Source organism: Actinoplanes sp. ATCC 53533 (assembly GCF_003947245.1).
Genome location: NZ_QHHV01000210.1, coordinates 50,090 through 65,359 on the forward strand (window position 1 = coordinate 50,090; position 15,270 = coordinate 65,359).

A 15,270-nucleotide genomic window follows, 5' to 3' on the forward strand; every position below is an offset into this window, starting at 1 on the left:
GTGATCAACGTCTTCCAGCCCGACCTCGGGCAGGCCGAACTCGCGGCGATCGCGGAGACGTTCGCCTCGAACTGGGTCGGTTACGGCCCCCGGTCGGCCCGGTTCGAGGCGGAGTTCGCGGCGCACGTCGGCGTGCCCGCCGAGTCGATGATCTTCCTCAACTCGGCGACGTCCGGCCTGTTTCTCGCCGTCGACCTGCTCGGTCCGGGACCGGGCGACGAAGTCGTGGTGCCGTCGCAGGGCTTCGTGGCCAATGCCAACGCGGTGCTCGCCGGCGGGGCCCGCCCGGTGTTCTGCGACGTCGACCCGCGCACGCTCAACCCCACGGTGTCCGACGTGGAGCGGGTGCTCGGCCCTCGGACGAAGGCCGTCATGCTGCTGCACTACGGCGGCGCGCCCGGCGACGTCGTGGCGATCGCGGACCTGTGCCGCCGCCGCGGCATCCCGCTGATCGAGGACGCGGCCTGTGCGCCGGTCTCCACGGTCGACGGGCGCCGGGTGGGCTCGTTCGGCGACCTCGCCGTGTGGAGCTTCGACTCCCGCAAGATCATCACCACCGGTGACGGCGGGATGCTGTACGTCCGCGACCCGGACCTGGCCCGGCGCGCGAACCGGCTCGCCTACCACGGGCTCCAGGACCGCAGTTCCTTCACCACAGCGGCCAAGGGCGCCCGCCGGTGGTGGGATCTGCACCTCGACGAGCCCGGCCGGCGGCTGATCGGCAACGACATGACCGCCGCGATCGGCAGCGTCCAACTGGCCCGGCTGCCCGGCTTCGTGCGGCGCCGCCGGCAGATCGCGCAGGCCTACGACGACCTGCTGCACGACGTCGGCGGCCTGCGGTTGCCGGCGCCGCTGCCGGCCGGGCACACCACGTCTCACTACTTCTACGCGGTCCAGATGCCCGAGCCGGTCCGTGACGCGGTCGCCGAGGAACTGCTCGGCCAGCACATCTACACCACCTTCCGGTACGCCCCGCTGCACCGGGTGCCGATCTTCGGCGGCGCCGACCTGCCCGGCACGGACGAGGCGGCTCGCACCACCCTGCTGCTCCCGGCGCACCAGAGCCTGTCCGACGCCGAGGTCCGGCGGGTCGCCGAGGCGCTGCGGACGGCCGTCGAACGCCGGCTGGTTCCGGCGCGGGCCGGGTGAGCGAGGTGTTCGGCGCCGACCTCGCCGAGGTGTACGACCTGGTCTACGGCACCCGCGGCCAGGATTTCCCGGCCGAGGCAGCCGGCGTGGCGCAGCTGATCCGGGCCCGTCGTCCCGCCGCGTCGTCGCTGCTCGACGTCGGTTGCGGCACCGGCGAGCACCTGCGCGCTCTGCGCGGGCTGTTCGACCGGGTGGCAGGCGTCGACCTGTCGGAGGCCATGGTCGGTGTGGCCCGGGCGAAGCTGCCCGGCGTCGACGTGCACGTGGGCGACATGGCCGAGCTCGCCCTGGGGTGTCGCTTCGACGCGGTGATCTCGCTGTCCACCGCCGTGGCGTACCTGCCGTCGGTGGAGGCGATGTGCCGTGCGGTCGCCCGGATGACCGCGCACCTGAACCCGGCCGGTGTGCTCGTCGTGGAACCGTGGTATTTCCCCGAGCGGTTCCTCGACGGGCACGTCGCCGCGGACATCATCCGCGGCGCCGACCGGACGATCTCACGGGTGTCACGCACCGAGAGGCTGGACCGGGCCGCGTGCGTCGAGAGCCACTACGTGGTGGCCGGCGCCGCGGGAATCCGGCACTTCTCGGAGCGGCAGCTCTTCGGGCTGTGGGCACGCGGCGAGTACGAAGACGCCTTCGCCCGGGCCGGCTGCACCGTGGAGTACCTACCGGATGTGCAGTCCGGCCGGGGATTGTTCGTGGGCATCGCCGGCGACGGGGTGGCCCCGGCAGCATCCGCCTGACCGGGACCGCCCCGCCGGCTCAGGCCAGCGACCGCGCGAACGCCCGGATGTCGCCCACGATCGCGTCGGGCTGCTCCATCGTCGCGAAATGCCCGCCGTGCGGGAACTCGCTCCAGTGCGAGATCGTCGGATGATCCCGCACGGCCAGCGCCCGCACCGGCGCGAAATCGGGCTGGAACACCGCCACCCCGATCGGGACCGGCACCGCCGGTGGCGTGACGCCGGGCGTGAACACCGCCCGCATGTAGTCGCGCGCGTCGTAGAAGACGTGGGCGGACGAGGCAGCGGTTCCGGTGAGCCAGTAGATCATCACGTTGGTCAGCATGAGGTCGCGGTCGACGGCGTCCTCCGGCTGCCGCGCCGAGTCGGTCCACTCCCTGAACTTCTCCACGATCCAGGCGAGCTGGCCGACCGGCGAGTCGGTGAGCGCATAGCCGATCGTGCGGGGACGGGTGGCCTGCAGTTTCATGTAGCCGGACAGCTCGGCGTCGAAACTCGCCAGCTTGCCGAGCCGGGCGAGGTCCGCCTCGGTGAGCGCGGCCAGCTCCGCGGGGTCGCCGCTGGGCACGGTGAGCAGCATGTTGACATGCACGCCGCGCACCCGCTCCGGGAACTGGCGGCCCAGCTCCAGCGAGATGAACGCGCCGTGGTCGCCGCCCTGCGACAGGAACGCCGGGTAGCCGAGCCGGTCCATCAGTTCGGCGAACGCGCGCGCCATGCGGGTGTAGTCCCAGCCCGGCCCGGCCGGTCCGGAGAAGCCGTGCCCGGGCAGTGACGGGACGACCAGATGGAACGCGTCCTCGGCGGCGCCACCGTGTGCCACCGGGTCGGTGAGCGGGCCGATGACGTCGAGGAACTCGGCGACCGAGCCGGGCCAGCCGTGCAGCAGCAGCAGCGGCCGGGCAGCCGGCTCCGGGGAGCGGACGTGCAGGAAGTGCACCCGGGCGCCGTCGATCTCGGTGCTGAACTGCGGGTGCTGGTTGAGCCGGCGCTCGGCGGCACGCCAGTCGTACTTCGTTCGCCAGTACTCGACGAGGTCGCGCAGGTATTCCTGGGGCACGCCGCGTTCCCAGCCGGCGCCCTTCTCGTCCGGCGGCCATCGCGTGGCGGACAGCCGATTCCACAGGTCCTGCAGGTCACTTTCCGGTATGTCGACGCGGAACGGAATCACAATCGACCCTTCTGATGGTATGTCGTGGGCTGCGAAGCCGCCGCCGGGACATGTTCCGGCGGTGCGGCGGGCCGGCCGTCGAGCCAGGATGCCGGCGGCCGTGGCCGCAGCGGGGCGTGCCGGAGCACCCTGGCCATGATCGTCGGGCGCATCAGGGCGGACGGCGGGTCCATCAGTCCGGCGACCCGCATGTACTGGTCGGTGACCGCGGCGTCCTTCGTCGCGGCGTACTGAGTACGGGCGAGGTAGGCGTTGCCCATCCGGACCTTCAGGGTGCGTTCGCCCTCGACCGCGGGGAAGTCCAGGTCGCCGCCGGCCGAGATCTCCCAGGGCACGTCGATGACCCGGGCGATCTCGGTCAGGAACCGCTGCGGCCGCGCCGGGCCGGCTCGGAGGTGCTCGCGCAGGACCAGGGCTTCGATCGCGGCGACGCTCATCCCTTGGCCGTACACGGGGTTGAAGCTGCACACCGCGTCGCCGATGACCAGCAGACCGTCCGGGAACCGGCGCAGCCGCTCGTAGCGGCGGCGGGTGCTGGCCGGGAAGCCGAACGACACCGGTGCGTCGAGCGGTTCGGCGTCGCGGATCGCCCGGTAGACATCCGGCACCGGCAGGGTGCGGGCGAACTCCAGGAAGCCCCGCGGGTCGGTGGGCGGGTGGTCGCCGAGGATCCCGGTCAGCGACAGGATGCACAGATCCCGGCCGACCTGGCCGAAGAACGCCCCACGCGGGTGGGCCGGCGACGCCACCGGGTTGATCGACTGGACACCGTCGAACCACTCCGGGCGGGTGCGGTAGTGGCAGGTCGTGTAGGCGATGCCGACCTTCACCCGGTCGACGGCCGGCCGCTCGTAGCCCAGCTCGGCCAACCAGGCCGGGGTGCGTGAACCGCGGCCGGTGGCGTCCACGACCAGGTCGCAGTCGAGCGTCACCGGCGCCTCGGCGGGCGCCGGCGGGCGCACCCGCACCCCGGTCACCCGGCCGCGGTCCGGGGTGGTGGCCAGACTCAGCACGTCGTGGCGTTGCAGAAACCGTACGTTGGGCAGGTCGGCGACCCGGTTGCGGACGTGGTGCTCGAGCACCGGCCGGGGCGCGGTGACCGAGATCAAGCCGGTGTGTGCGGGCTTGAGCCGGCGGCCGTTGAAGTACCAGCGCATCTCGCCCAGGTCGCCGGTGGGCACGCCCGCTTCGGCGAGTTCGGTGGTGAGGCCCGGGAAGAGGTCCTCGATGACCAGGTGGCCGCGGGCGTGCAGGCCGTGCGCGTGCCGGGTGTGCGCGGCGCCGCGCCGGCTCTCGCGGACGCCCAGCACCTCGTCGCGATCGACGACCAGCACGGTGTCGAAGGTCTCGGCGAGGACCCGCGCGGCGAGCAGCCCGGCCATGCTGCCGCCCAGGACGACGGCGACACCGGAGGTCATGCTCACCCCTGCGGGCCGCGCGGGCCCGGGACTCGTGCCGGGCTGTTCTGGTACGCGGCGAGCCGCCACCGGCCGTCCTGCTTGACGACGACCCAGCAGGCCCGGATGGCGCCGGTGTCGGACACCTCGGACTCTCCGGGCCGCAGGACGCCGCCGAAGGTGGTGAGCACTCCGGAGCCGGGCCCGAAGAAGCGGATGTCGAGGGGCTTGCCGGTCACCTGGGTGCCCTTGTACGGCCCGGCGAACGCCTCCCTCATGTACTGCTCGATCTGGTCGCGTCCCTTGCGGTACACGCCGGGCAGGACCATGGTCGCGTCGTCGGTGAACACCTCGGCGAAAGCGGCAGCATCCTGGTAGGCCCAGGCGGCGACGACACGCTGGGTGAGGGCGGCCACCGCGGCCTGGTCGCCGGCGGTGGCCGTGGCGGTCGGCGTACTGGCGGTCGGGGTACTGGCGGTCATGTCCGTGTTCCTCTCCGGTCGGGTGGGGATCAGATGTAGAGGGTGTTGGGCTCGAGACCGCACAGCACGCGGCCGTACAGCTCGTCGTTGGTGTCGGGGTGCATCAGCGCGTGCAGGCTGACCGCCTGCAGGTCGCGGCGGAAGCGCTGGATCGGCACGTCGTCGTAGATCGAGGATCCGCCGCTGGCGTCGGCGAGGATGTCGGTGGCCTCGCGGGCGAGGCGGACGGTGGCACCCAGGTCGGCGCGGGCCCGCACCCGTTCCTCGAGCTTCCACCCCGAACCCTCGGTGCCCTTGGCGTCGACCAGGGCGGTGAGCCGGCGGGCATGGAACTCCGCTTCGTCGATCTTCAGCGTGGCCTCGGCGACCTGCAGGTGGGTGAGCGGCGCGGTGCGCTGACTGTCGTACGCGGTGTAGGTGATCTTGCGTTCCGGCAGGCGCTTGAGGAACGCGTCGCGGGCGCCCTTGGCCATGCCGAGGGCGGCGCCGGCCGAGGAGGCGGACGCGACCGGCAGCAACGGGACCCGGTAGATCGGCGAGTCGGCGTTGGCTGCCGAGGCGTACTGGCCCTGCAGCACCGCGGGCAGCGGCAGGATGCGCTGCTGCGGCACGAAGACGTTCTTGGCGACGGTGCTGACGCTGCCCGAGCCGCGGAGGCCCGAGGTGTGCCAGTCGTCGACGGTGAGCAGGTCGGACATCGGGACCAGGGCCATGATCGGGTACGGTTCGCCCGGCGGGGCGAGCACGGCGATGACCACCTGCCAGTGGCTGTGCGGGGCGCCGCTGATGAAGCCCCACTTGCCGTCGACGACGACGCCGCCCTCGGCCGGGGTGGCCATCGCGGTGGGGCTGAGCGTGCCGCAGACGCGTACGTCGGGGGTCGCGAACACCTCGTCCTGGACGGTGTCCGGGAACGTGCACGCCATCCAGGTGGGGATGGAGTAGACGGCGACGGTCCAGCCGGCCGCGCCGTCGGCGCGGCTCACCTCGGCCGCCACGTCGAGCAGGGTCCGGGTGTCCGATTCGTAGCCGCCGTAGCGTCGCGGCACCCGCATCCGGAACAGTCCTGCCTCGGCCAGGGCGGTGATCGTCCCGTCGGTCAGCCGTCTGTCGGTTTCGGCTTGGACGGCGTTACTGCGCAGCAGCGGTGCCAGTTCCGACGCGCGGCTGACGAGCTCGTCGCGGGTCGGGACAGCGGTGGTCGGCATATCGTCCTCCGGGGTGTCTGCCGGCAAGGGCACTGCCCTGAACGGTTCCACCGTCGGATCGGAGGTGCATCTTCCACGTTGCTCGGACCGAATGGTGATGCTGTGTGATGGTTTGGTAACAGTGAGTGTTGCATCGGAAGTTGTTCTCGACTACCGTCTTCCGAGGACATCCACAGTAGAGGCGTGTCCTGGATCCCCGGCGGCTCCGTACGGTCCTCTCCGCCAGGACGGGAGAATCAGGGCATGCGCATCTCCGACCTGAGCCGCCAGGCCGGTACTCCGGTGGGCACCGTCAAGTTCTACCTTCGGGAGGGGCTGCTGCCGCCGGGCCGCCCAACCGGGCGGAACCAGGCGGCGTACGACCGCCGCCACCTGAGCCGGCTGCGCCTGATCCGCGCGCTCACCGCGGTCGCCCGGCTCAGCCTCTCCTCGGTGCGGGCGCTGCTGACCGCGATCGACGATGAGCGGCTGCCGCTGCCCGAGCTGTTCCGGGCGGTCGAGCACGCGGTGACCACCTATGAGCCGCAGCCCGCCCTGGCCGCGCATCACGAGTCGGCGGGTGCGGACGCGGACGAACTGATCGACCGGATGGGCTGGACGGTCAGCCGCGACGCGCCGTCACGTCAGCAGCTCGTCGAGGTGCTGTCCACGCTCAGACACCTCGGGTCGACGTGCGAGGTGGACTTCTTCCTCGCGTACGCCCGGACGGCCGACCTGCACGTGCCGGCGGAGCTGGATCTGGTGGCGCCGGACGGCGCGTCCGCCGAACGCGCCGCGGCGTCGGTGCGCTCGATTCTGTTCGAGGTGATGATGACCGCGATGCGGCGGATGGCCTACGAGCACCACGCGCGCGACCGGTTCGGCGGCTGACTCACACCCGGGGCGGGTCGAGCAGCCGCGGCATTCTCGCGGCCAGCGCCAGGTCGCCGCTGCTGCGCAGGCGGCCCGTCATGGCGAGCACGACCGCCCGGGTGTTGCCGGTGGCCATCCGCAGGAAGTCCACGGCGCCGATCGACAGCGTCAGTTGCGGCGGTCGATCCGGCTGCCCGGACACCGAGCAGCCACCGTCGGCGATGGTCAGCTCGTACCGGTCGGCGCCGCCGTCCGGGCGGTCGCCGATGTGCCAGTGCACAACCGCCCGCAGCTCTCCGGCCCGGTCGGAGCGGAACACCTGGGGCATGCGCCGGAAGACCTCGTCGAGAATCACCCGGCGGCGGTCACCGCTCATCAGCTCGGCCAGCTCGCCGGCGGTGGACTGCTTGATGAGCCGGCTGAACTGTTCGGTGGCCAGTGTCGCCGGATATCCCTGTTCGAACGTCATCAGTGCTCCCTGGCGGGGAGAAGTGGAACCGCCGGCCGCCGGGCGGGCGGTCGGCGGCCGGAGGGCTATCGGGTGCCGGCGGCGGCGAACTGGCCGGGACGCCGGCCCGCACCAGCCGGCCCGCGATAGGCCTGCGCGATGTCCATCCAGCGACCGGCCTCCGTCCCGGTGGCCGTCAGCCGCAGGTCGTCGCGGTGCCGCCGGCGGGTCACCAGCAGGCAGAAGTCCTCGGCCGGGCCGGACACCCGCTCGGCCGACTCCGGCGGCCCGAAGTGCAGCGGGGCGCCGGAGGGCAGGGTGATGTCGAAGCGGATCCGCACGTCCGGCACCGGCAGGCCGCGGGCCAGGTAGCCGAAGTTCCAGGTGCGCACGGCGAACGCGACCAGGTGCCGGATCCGGTCGGTGCGCCGCAGGCGGGCTCCCGCCGCGTCGGCGATGTCCTGGCCGTGGGCGAACAGCTCCATGATGCCGGCGGCGGCGAGCACCGCGACGGGCAGCGGCTGCACCAGCCACGGCACGATCTCGGACGGCTCGTGCGCACGCAGCGCCCGGTCGGCGGCGGCGCGCTCCCGGTGCCAGCGTTCGAGCAACCCGGCCGGCTCCTCGGTCAGATATCCGGCGAGCGCCATCCGGACGTTGGCGTCGAAGTCGTCACTGAGCCGGCTGGTCATCGTCGTGAACGCAGCCGCGTCGCTCGCGGCGAGCGCGGCCATGCGGAACGTCGCGGCCAGGTGGGCGACCTGGTGGGCGACCGTCCAGCCGGGCGCCGGAGTGGGCCGCGCCCAGTCGTCGGCGTCGAGGTCGGCCAGCAGGTTGTCGAGGTTCTCGCCCTCGTGGGTGAGGTCGAGGTAGATGTCGGGCAGCTCGGTCATGGTGCGGCTTCCTTCCGGTGTCGGGGTCGGGTTCGCAGCAGCAGGACAGCGAAGATCAGTAACGCGATCGCGTCGACGACGAGGACGACGGCGCTGACCGGGTCGGGGGAGTGGCCTTGGTGCCCGCCGGCCGCCACCGGTGAGCCGGCCGGGGGAACCCCGGTGCCGACGCTGAACCGGCTGGTGCCGGAGCGTTGCCCGCCGTCGGTCAGCACGACGTGGTAGGCGATCGTGTAGTCGCCGGCGCGGTCGATCTCGACGTCGAGGGTCAGGGTGTCGCCGGAGCGACGCGGCGCGCCGGCCGGAACCGGCACGCCCGTCGCGTCGAGCACGTTCACGTGCGAGGCGGCCGGATCGGGTGCGGCGCCGAACGCCAGTTCGACGCGGCGTGGCGGATCGGACAGGGCCGCGGCGTCGGCGGGGTCGCTGGCCGCGGCGTCGGCGGACGCGGGGCCCTGGGCGGCGAGCAGGGTGAGGAGCAGGGTGGCGGCAGCGAGCAGCCAGCGCATGTCAGACCCTCGCGACCAGCGGCTCCGGCGCCGGCGTACGCCGGGCGCAGTGGCAGGTGACCGCGGCGTCTTCCGCGGCGTTCGGGCGCAGGTGGTAGTACATCGCGACGAGCATCGGCAGGAACACCACGGAGTTGTAGAACAGGTGCAGCTCGACGCGGGGCATCACCAACTGGGCGATGCTGACCGGGGTCGCGGCGCCGAAGAACGTGACGCCGGCCTGCGCCTGCACGAAGAGCAGCAGATGCTCGACGTGGTGCCAGAACTGCAGGATGAGCGAGACGGTCCACCAGGCCCGGGCCCGGCCGGCGAACCCGGGACGGAGCAGGACCAGGCCGGCCAGCATGAGCAGCGCGAACCCGTAGTGCAGCCACTCCGAAGTGATCAGCCAGGGGAAGTACTGCCCGAGCACACCGCGGGCGGCGGGCCGACTCATGCCCAGGCCCCAGATCTGGTACGCCTGGACCAGATGCTCGGCCCAGTGCGCGACCACGATCAGCAGATACGCCCGCAGTGCGGCGCGGTGGTGGCGGCCGTTGAGCGTCGCGAGCAGACCCGGTGACGAGCGGGTGGGCGTCTCGGCCATTGGTCGACCTCCAATTAGGGAGTGCGGGACGCGGACACCGCCACGTTATGCGTGCCGCCGTCGTGCGGGCATCTTCCACATTGCCGTGACCGGCACCGCTGCCGGTCGACAGCAAAGGAGAAGATGCAGGCCGTTCCGCGGCCGCCAGAAGATAGGACCGCGGGAACGGGCGGCTTTTTCCGCCGTGCCGTTCCGGCCGACGATGGGAGGCTTGATGCAACCGTTCTCCGCTGAATTGGGCACTGTTCAGGCGATGACACTGGAAGCATTCGCGGACACCATTCTGCCGGGCGAGAAGAGATTCCCCGACGACCACGCGGTCGCTGGGGTCTCGGCCGGCGGTGGTTCGGTAGCCTCCGGTGTCCTGGAGGTGCTAGCCGGCCCCGAGGGCGGGCTCGCGCCCACCCTCGACGATCTCGCCGAGATGCTCAACGAGCATGCCGAGGCGTACGCGCGGCGGCACGAGCTGACCTCGCGTGCCGATCTACCGGCCTTCGCCGCTCTCGGCTACGACCATCGGGTCGCGCTGGTGCGCGAGCTGATCGCGCCTGACCACGAGGAGCGGGAGGCGTGGATCGGCCTGGCCATGTTCAGCACCATCGCCTTCGACGCCGCGGCCCACCTGCACACCACGGACGCGATCAGGTCCGGCCATCCCGGCCTGGCCATCCTCGGCTACTCCGGTCCCGACGGCGACGGCCTGTGGCGTTTCCCGTCCTTCTCCTACGGCCGGGCGCTGGCTCGTCCACACCCCGACACCACCCCCTCCGGGAGCCCCGCATGACGAGCACGGAAGAGACCGACGTCCTGGTGATCGGCAGCGGCTTCGGCGGCGCGATCACCGCGTACCACCTGGCCGCCGGCGGCGCCCGGGTGACCGTGCTGGAGCGCGGTCCGTGGTTGCGAGGCCCGGACTTCGACCACGATCTCAAGTTCGGCTCGTCGTCGACGCGGGTCTTCGACTTCGTCATCGGCGACGGGATGAGCGTGCTGGGCGGCAACTGCGTCGGCGGCGGCAGCGTCGTCTACTTCGCCGCCATGCCCCGGGCGCCCCGGTTCGTGTTCGAGCGGCACGGCTCGATCGGCCGCCGGATGTGGCCCGCCGCCATCGACCGGGACGCCCTCGACCCGTGGTACGACCGGGTCGCCGAGGCCCTGCCGGTGGTGCGGCAGCGCTGGGACGAGGTGCCGTTCTCCGGCGGGCTGTTCGGCGCCGCCTGCGACCACGCCGGTCGCACCGCGAACCCGGTGCCGGTGGCGATCGACTCCAGCCGATGCACCAACTGCAACTGGATGATGTCCGGCTGCCGTTTCGACGCCAAGCGGTCGTTGCTGCTGAACTACCTGCCGGCGGCGCTGGCGCACGGCGCGCGGATCCGGCCGCTGCACGAGGTGCAGCACATCGAGAACACCGACGGCGGTTACCGCGTCCACTACCGAGTCGTCGACGAGGTCGACTACCGGATCGAGGTGGCCCGCGGCGCGATCGACGCGAAGGTCGTTGTGCTGGCGGCCGGCGCGGGTGCCACCCCGGTCATCCTGCAGCGTTCCGAGCCGTATCTGGGCGCCATGCCGCACGCGGTCGGCCGGTACTTCTCCGGCAACGGCGAGCGGCTCAACACCGCGATCATGAACGAGGACCGCGTCCGCGACGTGCTCGGCCTGACCCGGCCGGACGGGGTGCCCTACGAGGCCTACCAGATCGGCAAGGGCCCCTGCGTGGCCACCTGGGATCGGCTCGACGGCGCCCTGCCCGAATACACCCGGTTCTCGCTCGAGCAGCTGTACTTTCCGCCCGGCTTCGGCACGATCCTGGCCCAGGTGCCGGACGCGACCGGGCCCACCTGGTTCGGCGCGGAGAAGAAGGATCTGCTGCGGCGCTGGCAGTCGTGGCTGACTGTGTTCACCATGAGCGAGGACGACAACGAGGGCGAGTTCGGCGCGGTGCCGGAGACCGGCAACGCGATCCGCATGGCACAGCAGATGCTCGCCCGGGGCCCGCTGCGATACCGGCCGACCGCCAACACCCGCCGAGGCTGGGCCGAGTCCGACGCCGCGGTGCGCGACATCCTCGAACGCGACGGCCTGTCGCGGGTGATGCCGTGGACCAACGAGGTGGTGGGCGCCTACACCGTGCATCCGCTGGCCTCCTGCCGGATCGGCGACGACCCGCACACCTCGGCCCTCGACGATCGGCACGAGCTGCGCGGCCATCCCGGCATCTTCGTCACCGACGGGTCCGCGGTGCCGGGTGCGCTGACCGTCAACCCGGCGATGACCATCGCGGCGCTGGCCGAGCGGGCGGTGCCCGCCATCGTGCGGGCCGCACAGCGGCGCGGTGTCCGGGTGCGTTACGGCGCTCCGGCACCGGACGGGTCCGTCAGCGGACGCCGAGGTGTGCTGCCGCTCGCGTCCGCCGAGTTGTCCCGGTAGCACCGGCCGGCCCGAGGGAGACCGAGATGCGGGAATGGTTGTTGCGTGCCGCCGTGCGCCGGTCGCTGGCCGACATCCGGCACGTGGTGCCGGTGCGGCCGGGTGCGGCCCGGCCGCCGGTGTCGGTGATCTACCGGCAGGTGGAGCGGGAATTCGGGGTGCTCGCCCCGCCGGTCGTGCTGCACTCGCCGGCGCCGGATCTGCTGGTCGCCTGCTGGGCGATGCTGCGCGCCACGCTGGTCGACGAAGGGGTGACCGAACGTCGGGTACGAGAGGCGGTGGCCTCGGCGGTGTCGCTGTCGAACCGGTGCCCGTACTGCGTGGACGTGCACGGTGAGACTCTGCGCGCCCTCGACGGCGGCCCGGACGCGGCGGCGGTGCTGGCCGGCCGTCCCGACCGGTCGGCCGACCCGCTGGTCCGCACGGCGGCGGCCTGGGCCGCGGGTTCCGGCCCGCGGCCGTCCGGGCTGGACCCGCGGGCCGTGGCCGAGCTGGTCGGGGTCGCCGTGACGTTCCAGTACGTCAACCGCATGGTCAACGTGTTCCTGGACGAGTCGCCGTTGCCGGCGTTCGCGCCGCGGCGGGTGCGTGATCTGCTGCGCTGGATGCTGCGCGCCACGATGCGGCAGACGGTGGCCCGCGGCCGCGCCGGCGCGCATGCCGGTCCGCCGGCCGGGGACCTGCCCGCGGCCCCGCTCCCGGCCGACCTCGGCTGGGCCGGCGGCCACACCGCGATACAGCACGCGTTCGCCGGGTCCGCTGTGCTCGTGCGGGCGCGTGCCGCCGCCGTGCTGGGGGCCGACGCGCGCGCCACCGTACGGTCGATAGTGGACGGTTGGGACGGTGCACCGCCCGGACCGAGCCGTGCCTGGGCGACGGATGCGGTCGCCGGGCTGCCGCGGGCCGACCGGCCCGCGGCGCGGCTGGCGCTGCTCACCGCGCTGGCCTCGTATCAGGTGGACGACGCCGTCGTCGCTGAGGCCGGGCTCCGCGACGCGGACCTGCTCGGGCTCACCTCATGGGCCTCGTTCACCGCGGCCCGGCACCTCGGCACCAGGATGACGGTCAGCGCGCTGCCCGGCCCGCGAGCCGGCGACTGATCCGGCCCGTCGCGTGCGGCAGCGGGGCCGTGCCGCTGCCATCGCCATGGGCCGGCACGGGCGGGTCCTTCTTCCGGATTGCCGTGTCCGGTGGCGATCGGGGCGCTGCGCAATCTCGAAGTTCCGGCGCCGATCGCCGCCGGGCGAAGCTGACAAGGTCAGCACCACCGGAGCGAGGGAGGCGGCGTGATAGCCAGGCGAGTGGTGTCGTCCGTCGTGCAGCGTCAGGTCAAGTACGTGGAGCCGGTCGATCCCGGAAACGCCCGGGACACCGTCGCCGCGGTGTACGAGCAGGCAGCCGACGAGTTCCGGTTGGTGGTGCCGCCGGTGCTGTTGCACTCGCCGTCCCCGCCGGCACTGGCCGCCTACTGGACGCTGATGCGCGAACCGCTGATCGCCGCCGGGCGGAGCAGCCGGCTGGCGAAGGAGGCGGTCGCCACCGCGGTGTCGGTGGTGACCATCTGCCCGTACTGCGCCGACATGCACAGCATCGGGCTGGGCGAGCTCGCGGATGCCGGCGACGCCGACGCGATCCTCGCCGACCGGCTCGCCGACGTCACCGACCCGGACATCCGGGAGCTGGCCGGCTGGGCGCGCGGCGCGCACCTGGTCGGCACGGCGGAGCTACCGGCGGGGTACGCGGCCGCGCGCCCCGAGCTGGTCGGCGTGCTGGTCGCCATGCACTACCTGACCCGGATGGTGAACGTCTTCCTGTCCAACTTCCTGCTGCCGCCGGGCCTGTCCCCGACCGGTCGGCGGCGTCTCAAACAGGGTGTCGGCGCGTTGCTCGGTCCGTTGCTGCGGCGCAGTTCCCCGCCGGGCCGCGCGGTGCCGTTGCTGCCGGAGGCGGCCCTGCGCGCCGACGCGGCGTGGGCCCTGGGCAACGACACCGTGGCCGCCGGGGTCGCCCGCGCGTACGCGGCCCTGGACGCCGGCGGCGAGCGGTCGCTGCCGCCAGGGGTGCGTGCGCTGGTGACCGAGCGGCTGGCCGGCTGGACGGGCGAGGACACCGGGTTGAGCCGGCAGTGGTGCGAGGACCTGGTGGCCGCCCTGCCGCTCGCCGAGCGGGCGGCAGGGCGGCTGGCGCTGCTCACCGCGCTCGCCTCGTACCAGGTGGACGGCGAGGTGGTCGACGAGTTCCGCCGGCCGGACCCCGACGACCGGCGGCTGGTGGAGGCGACGGCGTGGGCATCGTTCGCGGCGGCCCGGCGGATCGGGGCCCGGCACGTGTCGCACTGACAATCTTCGACAACTCAGGAGGAACCCGTGTCCACCATCACCGGAACGCTGCGCCGTCTGGTCCTGGCGCCCTCGCTGGCCGAGGTGGGGTTCGCCCGCCGGGGTTTCCCGCAGCCCGACGCGGCGGCGGCGCGATGGCTGGAAGCCATCCCGCAGTCCGTGGTGTGCGGGTTCGAGTGGGGCATCGACGGGGCCCAGCCGTGGGAGCTGGAACGGCGGCTCGCGCTGATCGAGCCGACGATGCGCGGCTTCGCGTACGAGGGCGCGACGATGGCCTGCACGGTGCTGGACGCGATCGCCGGCGGGCGCGGCACCCGCACCCGTGATCTGCTGCTCGGCCCCGGCCGTCCGCACCTGTTCCTGGCGTACATCGGGATCGGCTTCGCGATGGCCCGGTTGCCGCGCGCGGCCTGGCGGTCGGTGCTGCCGGACCTGCCGGGGATGCCCTATCACCCCACGATGGGGTGGCTGGCCGTGGACGGCTACGGCTTCGACAAGGCGTACTTCCACACTCGCCGCTGGGTGGATGAGCAACGTCGCCCGGCGGTGTATCCGTGGCAGGGGCATGCCGGCTATTTCCCGCGTGCGGTGGACCAGGGCATCGGCCGGGCGTTGTGGTTCATTCACGGCGCCCGGGTGACCGATGTGGACGCCGCGGTGCGCAGCTTCGCCGCCGCCCGGCAACCGGACCTGTGGAGCGGTGTCGGCCTGGCCGCCACCTTCGCCGGCGGTTGCGGGACCCAGGACCTGGCCGCGCTGCGCCACGCGGCCGGCGACTGCCGCGACGACCTGGCCCAGGGTGCCGTGTTCGCGGCCAAGGCCCGGGAGTTCAGCGGCACGGTACCGGAGCATTCCGAGGGCGCGTGCGCGGCGCTGACCGGCATGCCGGTCAGCACGGCGTCCCGGCTGGCCGACGATGTGGCGGTCGAACCGCACGCCGCCGGCGACCTTCCGGCGTACGAGCTCTGGCGCGAGCGGGTGCGGGAGCACTGCCGAATCTCGCTCGCGCACTTCTGAAGAAGAAAGCGCCCCGCCGAAATGGCACCATGACAATCAG

16 protein-coding genes are annotated in these 15,270 nt (G+C 72.7%); 8 read left to right on the top strand and 8 right to left on the bottom strand.

Features of this window, described 5'->3' with window-relative positions; all coding sequences use genetic code 11:
* Both DMB66_RS47865 and DMB66_RS47870 read left to right on the top strand, forming a co-directional pair.
* Positions 1 to 1,152: a DegT/DnrJ/EryC1/StrS aminotransferase family protein gene (locus DMB66_RS47865; RefSeq protein ID WP_125810763.1), complete on the top strand. Its 1,152-nt coding sequence runs from the start codon at positions 1 to 3 to the stop codon at positions 1,150 to 1,152.
* The gene (locus DMB66_RS47870; RefSeq protein WP_233625350.1) at positions 1,149 to 1,895 is read left to right on the top strand and encodes a bifunctional 2-polyprenyl-6-hydroxyphenol methylase/3-demethylubiquinol 3-O-methyltransferase UbiG; all 747 of its coding nucleotides are present in this window, start codon (positions 1,149 to 1,151) and stop codon (positions 1,893 to 1,895) included. Before DMB66_RS47865 ends, DMB66_RS47870 begins: the two co-directional genes overlap by 4 nt.
* Positions 1,896 to 1,914: 19 nt before the next feature.
* On the opposite strand, the gene DMB66_RS47875 is transcribed toward DMB66_RS47870, so the two are convergent.
* Genes DMB66_RS47875 through DMB66_RS47890 form a run of 4 tightly spaced genes read right to left on the bottom strand, consistent with a single transcriptional unit; the run spans position 1,915 to position 6,153 of the window.
* Positions 1,915 to 3,066, bottom strand: a complete 1,152-nt coding sequence (locus DMB66_RS47875; RefSeq protein ID WP_125810764.1) for an epoxide hydrolase family protein — start codon at positions 3,064 to 3,066, stop codon at positions 1,915 to 1,917.
* A complete protein-coding gene (locus DMB66_RS47880; protein ID WP_233625351.1) occupies positions 3,063 to 4,490 on the bottom strand; it encodes an NAD(P)/FAD-dependent oxidoreductase in 1,428 nt (475 codons plus the stop codon). The genes DMB66_RS47875 and DMB66_RS47880 overlap by 4 nt, the downstream gene beginning before the upstream one ends.
* Positions 4,487 to 4,945, bottom strand: a complete 459-nt coding sequence (locus DMB66_RS47885) for an SgcJ/EcaC family oxidoreductase (protein ID WP_125810765.1) — start codon at positions 4,943 to 4,945, stop codon at positions 4,487 to 4,489. Before DMB66_RS47885 ends, DMB66_RS47880 begins: the two co-directional genes overlap by 4 nt.
* Positions 4,946 to 4,974: 29 nt before the next feature.
* Complete coding sequence (locus tag DMB66_RS47890) at positions 4,975 to 6,153, bottom strand: acyl-CoA dehydrogenase family protein (RefSeq protein ID WP_125810766.1); 1,179 nt, start codon at positions 6,151 to 6,153, stop codon at positions 4,975 to 4,977.
* Between the two features lie 243 nt (positions 6,154 to 6,396).
* Between DMB66_RS47890 and DMB66_RS47895 the strand changes: the two genes are divergently transcribed.
* Positions 6,397 to 7,023, top strand: coding sequence for a MerR family transcriptional regulator (locus tag DMB66_RS47895; RefSeq protein WP_125810767.1), 627 nt, complete (start codon positions 6,397 to 6,399; stop codon positions 7,021 to 7,023).
* 1 nt (position 7,024) lies between these two features.
* On the opposite strand, the gene DMB66_RS47900 is transcribed toward DMB66_RS47895, so the two are convergent.
* The 4 genes from DMB66_RS47900 to DMB66_RS47915 all read right to left on the bottom strand — a co-directional run bounded on the left by DMB66_RS47900 (position 7,025) and on the right by DMB66_RS47915 (position 9,441).
* Positions 7,025 to 7,474, bottom strand: coding sequence for an SCP2 sterol-binding domain-containing protein (locus DMB66_RS47900; protein WP_125810768.1), 450 nt, complete (start codon positions 7,472 to 7,474; stop codon positions 7,025 to 7,027).
* A 65-nt stretch (positions 7,475 to 7,539) separates the two neighbouring features.
* Entirely contained in the window at positions 7,540 to 8,346 is an 807-nt protein-coding gene (locus DMB66_RS47905) for a TIGR03084 family metal-binding protein (RefSeq protein ID WP_125810769.1), read from the bottom strand.
* On the bottom strand, positions 8,343 to 8,855 hold the full coding sequence (locus DMB66_RS47910) for a copper resistance protein CopC (protein ID WP_125810770.1): 513 nt from the start codon (positions 8,853 to 8,855) through the stop codon (positions 8,343 to 8,345). Before DMB66_RS47910 ends, DMB66_RS47905 begins: the two co-directional genes overlap by 4 nt.
* Position 8,856: 1 nt before the next feature.
* Positions 8,857 to 9,441, bottom strand: coding sequence for a hypothetical protein (locus tag DMB66_RS47915; RefSeq protein WP_125810771.1), 585 nt, complete (start codon positions 9,439 to 9,441; stop codon positions 8,857 to 8,859).
* A gap of 253 nt (positions 9,442 to 9,694) precedes the next feature.
* Here DMB66_RS47915 and DMB66_RS47920 point away from each other — a divergent pair, with 253 nt between their 5' ends.
* From DMB66_RS47920 to DMB66_RS47940, 5 genes are all read left to right on the top strand, one after another.
* Positions 9,695 to 10,225 carry a DUF5987 family protein gene (locus DMB66_RS47920; protein ID WP_125810772.1) on the top strand — a complete coding sequence of 177 codons (531 nt, stop codon included), beginning with the start codon at positions 9,695 to 9,697 and terminating at the stop codon, positions 10,223 to 10,225.
* Complete coding sequence (locus DMB66_RS47925) at positions 10,222 to 11,874, top strand: FAD-dependent oxidoreductase (protein ID WP_125810773.1); 1,653 nt, start codon at positions 10,222 to 10,224, stop codon at positions 11,872 to 11,874. The genes DMB66_RS47920 and DMB66_RS47925 overlap by 4 nt, the downstream gene beginning before the upstream one ends.
* A gap of 26 nt (positions 11,875 to 11,900) precedes the next feature.
* Positions 11,901 to 12,974, top strand: coding sequence for a carboxymuconolactone decarboxylase family protein (locus DMB66_RS47930; RefSeq protein WP_125810774.1), 1,074 nt, complete (start codon positions 11,901 to 11,903; stop codon positions 12,972 to 12,974).
* Positions 12,975 to 13,160: 186 nt separating this feature from the next.
* Entirely contained in the window at positions 13,161 to 14,213 is a 1,053-nt protein-coding gene (locus DMB66_RS47935) for a carboxymuconolactone decarboxylase family protein (protein ID WP_125810775.1), read from the top strand.
* Between the two features lie 27 nt (positions 14,214 to 14,240).
* Positions 14,241 to 15,230, top strand: coding sequence for a DUF1702 family protein (locus tag DMB66_RS47940; RefSeq protein ID WP_125810776.1), 990 nt, complete (start codon positions 14,241 to 14,243; stop codon positions 15,228 to 15,230).
* Positions 15,231 to 15,270 lie beyond the last annotated feature (40 nt).

Bases quoted from the DNA above. Each gene is read 5' to 3' on its own strand.
- DMB66_RS47920 (WP_125810772.1), top strand. From the start codon at position 9,695: ATGACACTGGAAGCATTCGCGGACACCATTCTGCCGGGCGAGAAGAGA.
- DMB66_RS47905 (WP_125810769.1), bottom strand. From the start codon at position 8,346: ATGACCGAGCTGCCCGACATCTACCTCGACCTCACCCACGAGGGCGAG.
- DMB66_RS47925 (WP_125810773.1), top strand. From the start codon at position 10,222: ATGACGAGCACGGAAGAGACCGACGTCCTGGTGATCGGCAGCGGCTTC.
- DMB66_RS47910 (WP_125810770.1), bottom strand. From the start codon at position 8,855: ATGCGCTGGCTGCTCGCTGCCGCCACCCTGCTCCTCACCCTGCTCGCC.
- DMB66_RS47890 (WP_125810766.1), bottom strand. From the start codon at position 6,153: ATGCCGACCACCGCTGTCCCGACCCGCGACGAGCTCGTCAGCCGCGCG.
- DMB66_RS47900 (WP_125810768.1), bottom strand. From the start codon at position 7,474: ATGACGTTCGAACAGGGATATCCGGCGACACTGGCCACCGAACAGTTC.
- DMB66_RS47915 (WP_125810771.1), bottom strand. From the start codon at position 9,441: ATGGCCGAGACGCCCACCCGCTCGTCACCGGGTCTGCTCGCGACGCTC.
- DMB66_RS47895 (WP_125810767.1), top strand. From the start codon at position 6,397: ATGCGCATCTCCGACCTGAGCCGCCAGGCCGGTACTCCGGTGGGCACC.
- DMB66_RS47930 (WP_125810774.1), top strand. From the start codon at position 11,901: ATGCGGGAATGGTTGTTGCGTGCCGCCGTGCGCCGGTCGCTGGCCGAC.
- DMB66_RS47885 (WP_125810765.1), bottom strand. From the start codon at position 4,945: ATGACCGCCAGTACCCCGACCGCCAGTACGCCGACCGCCACGGCCACC.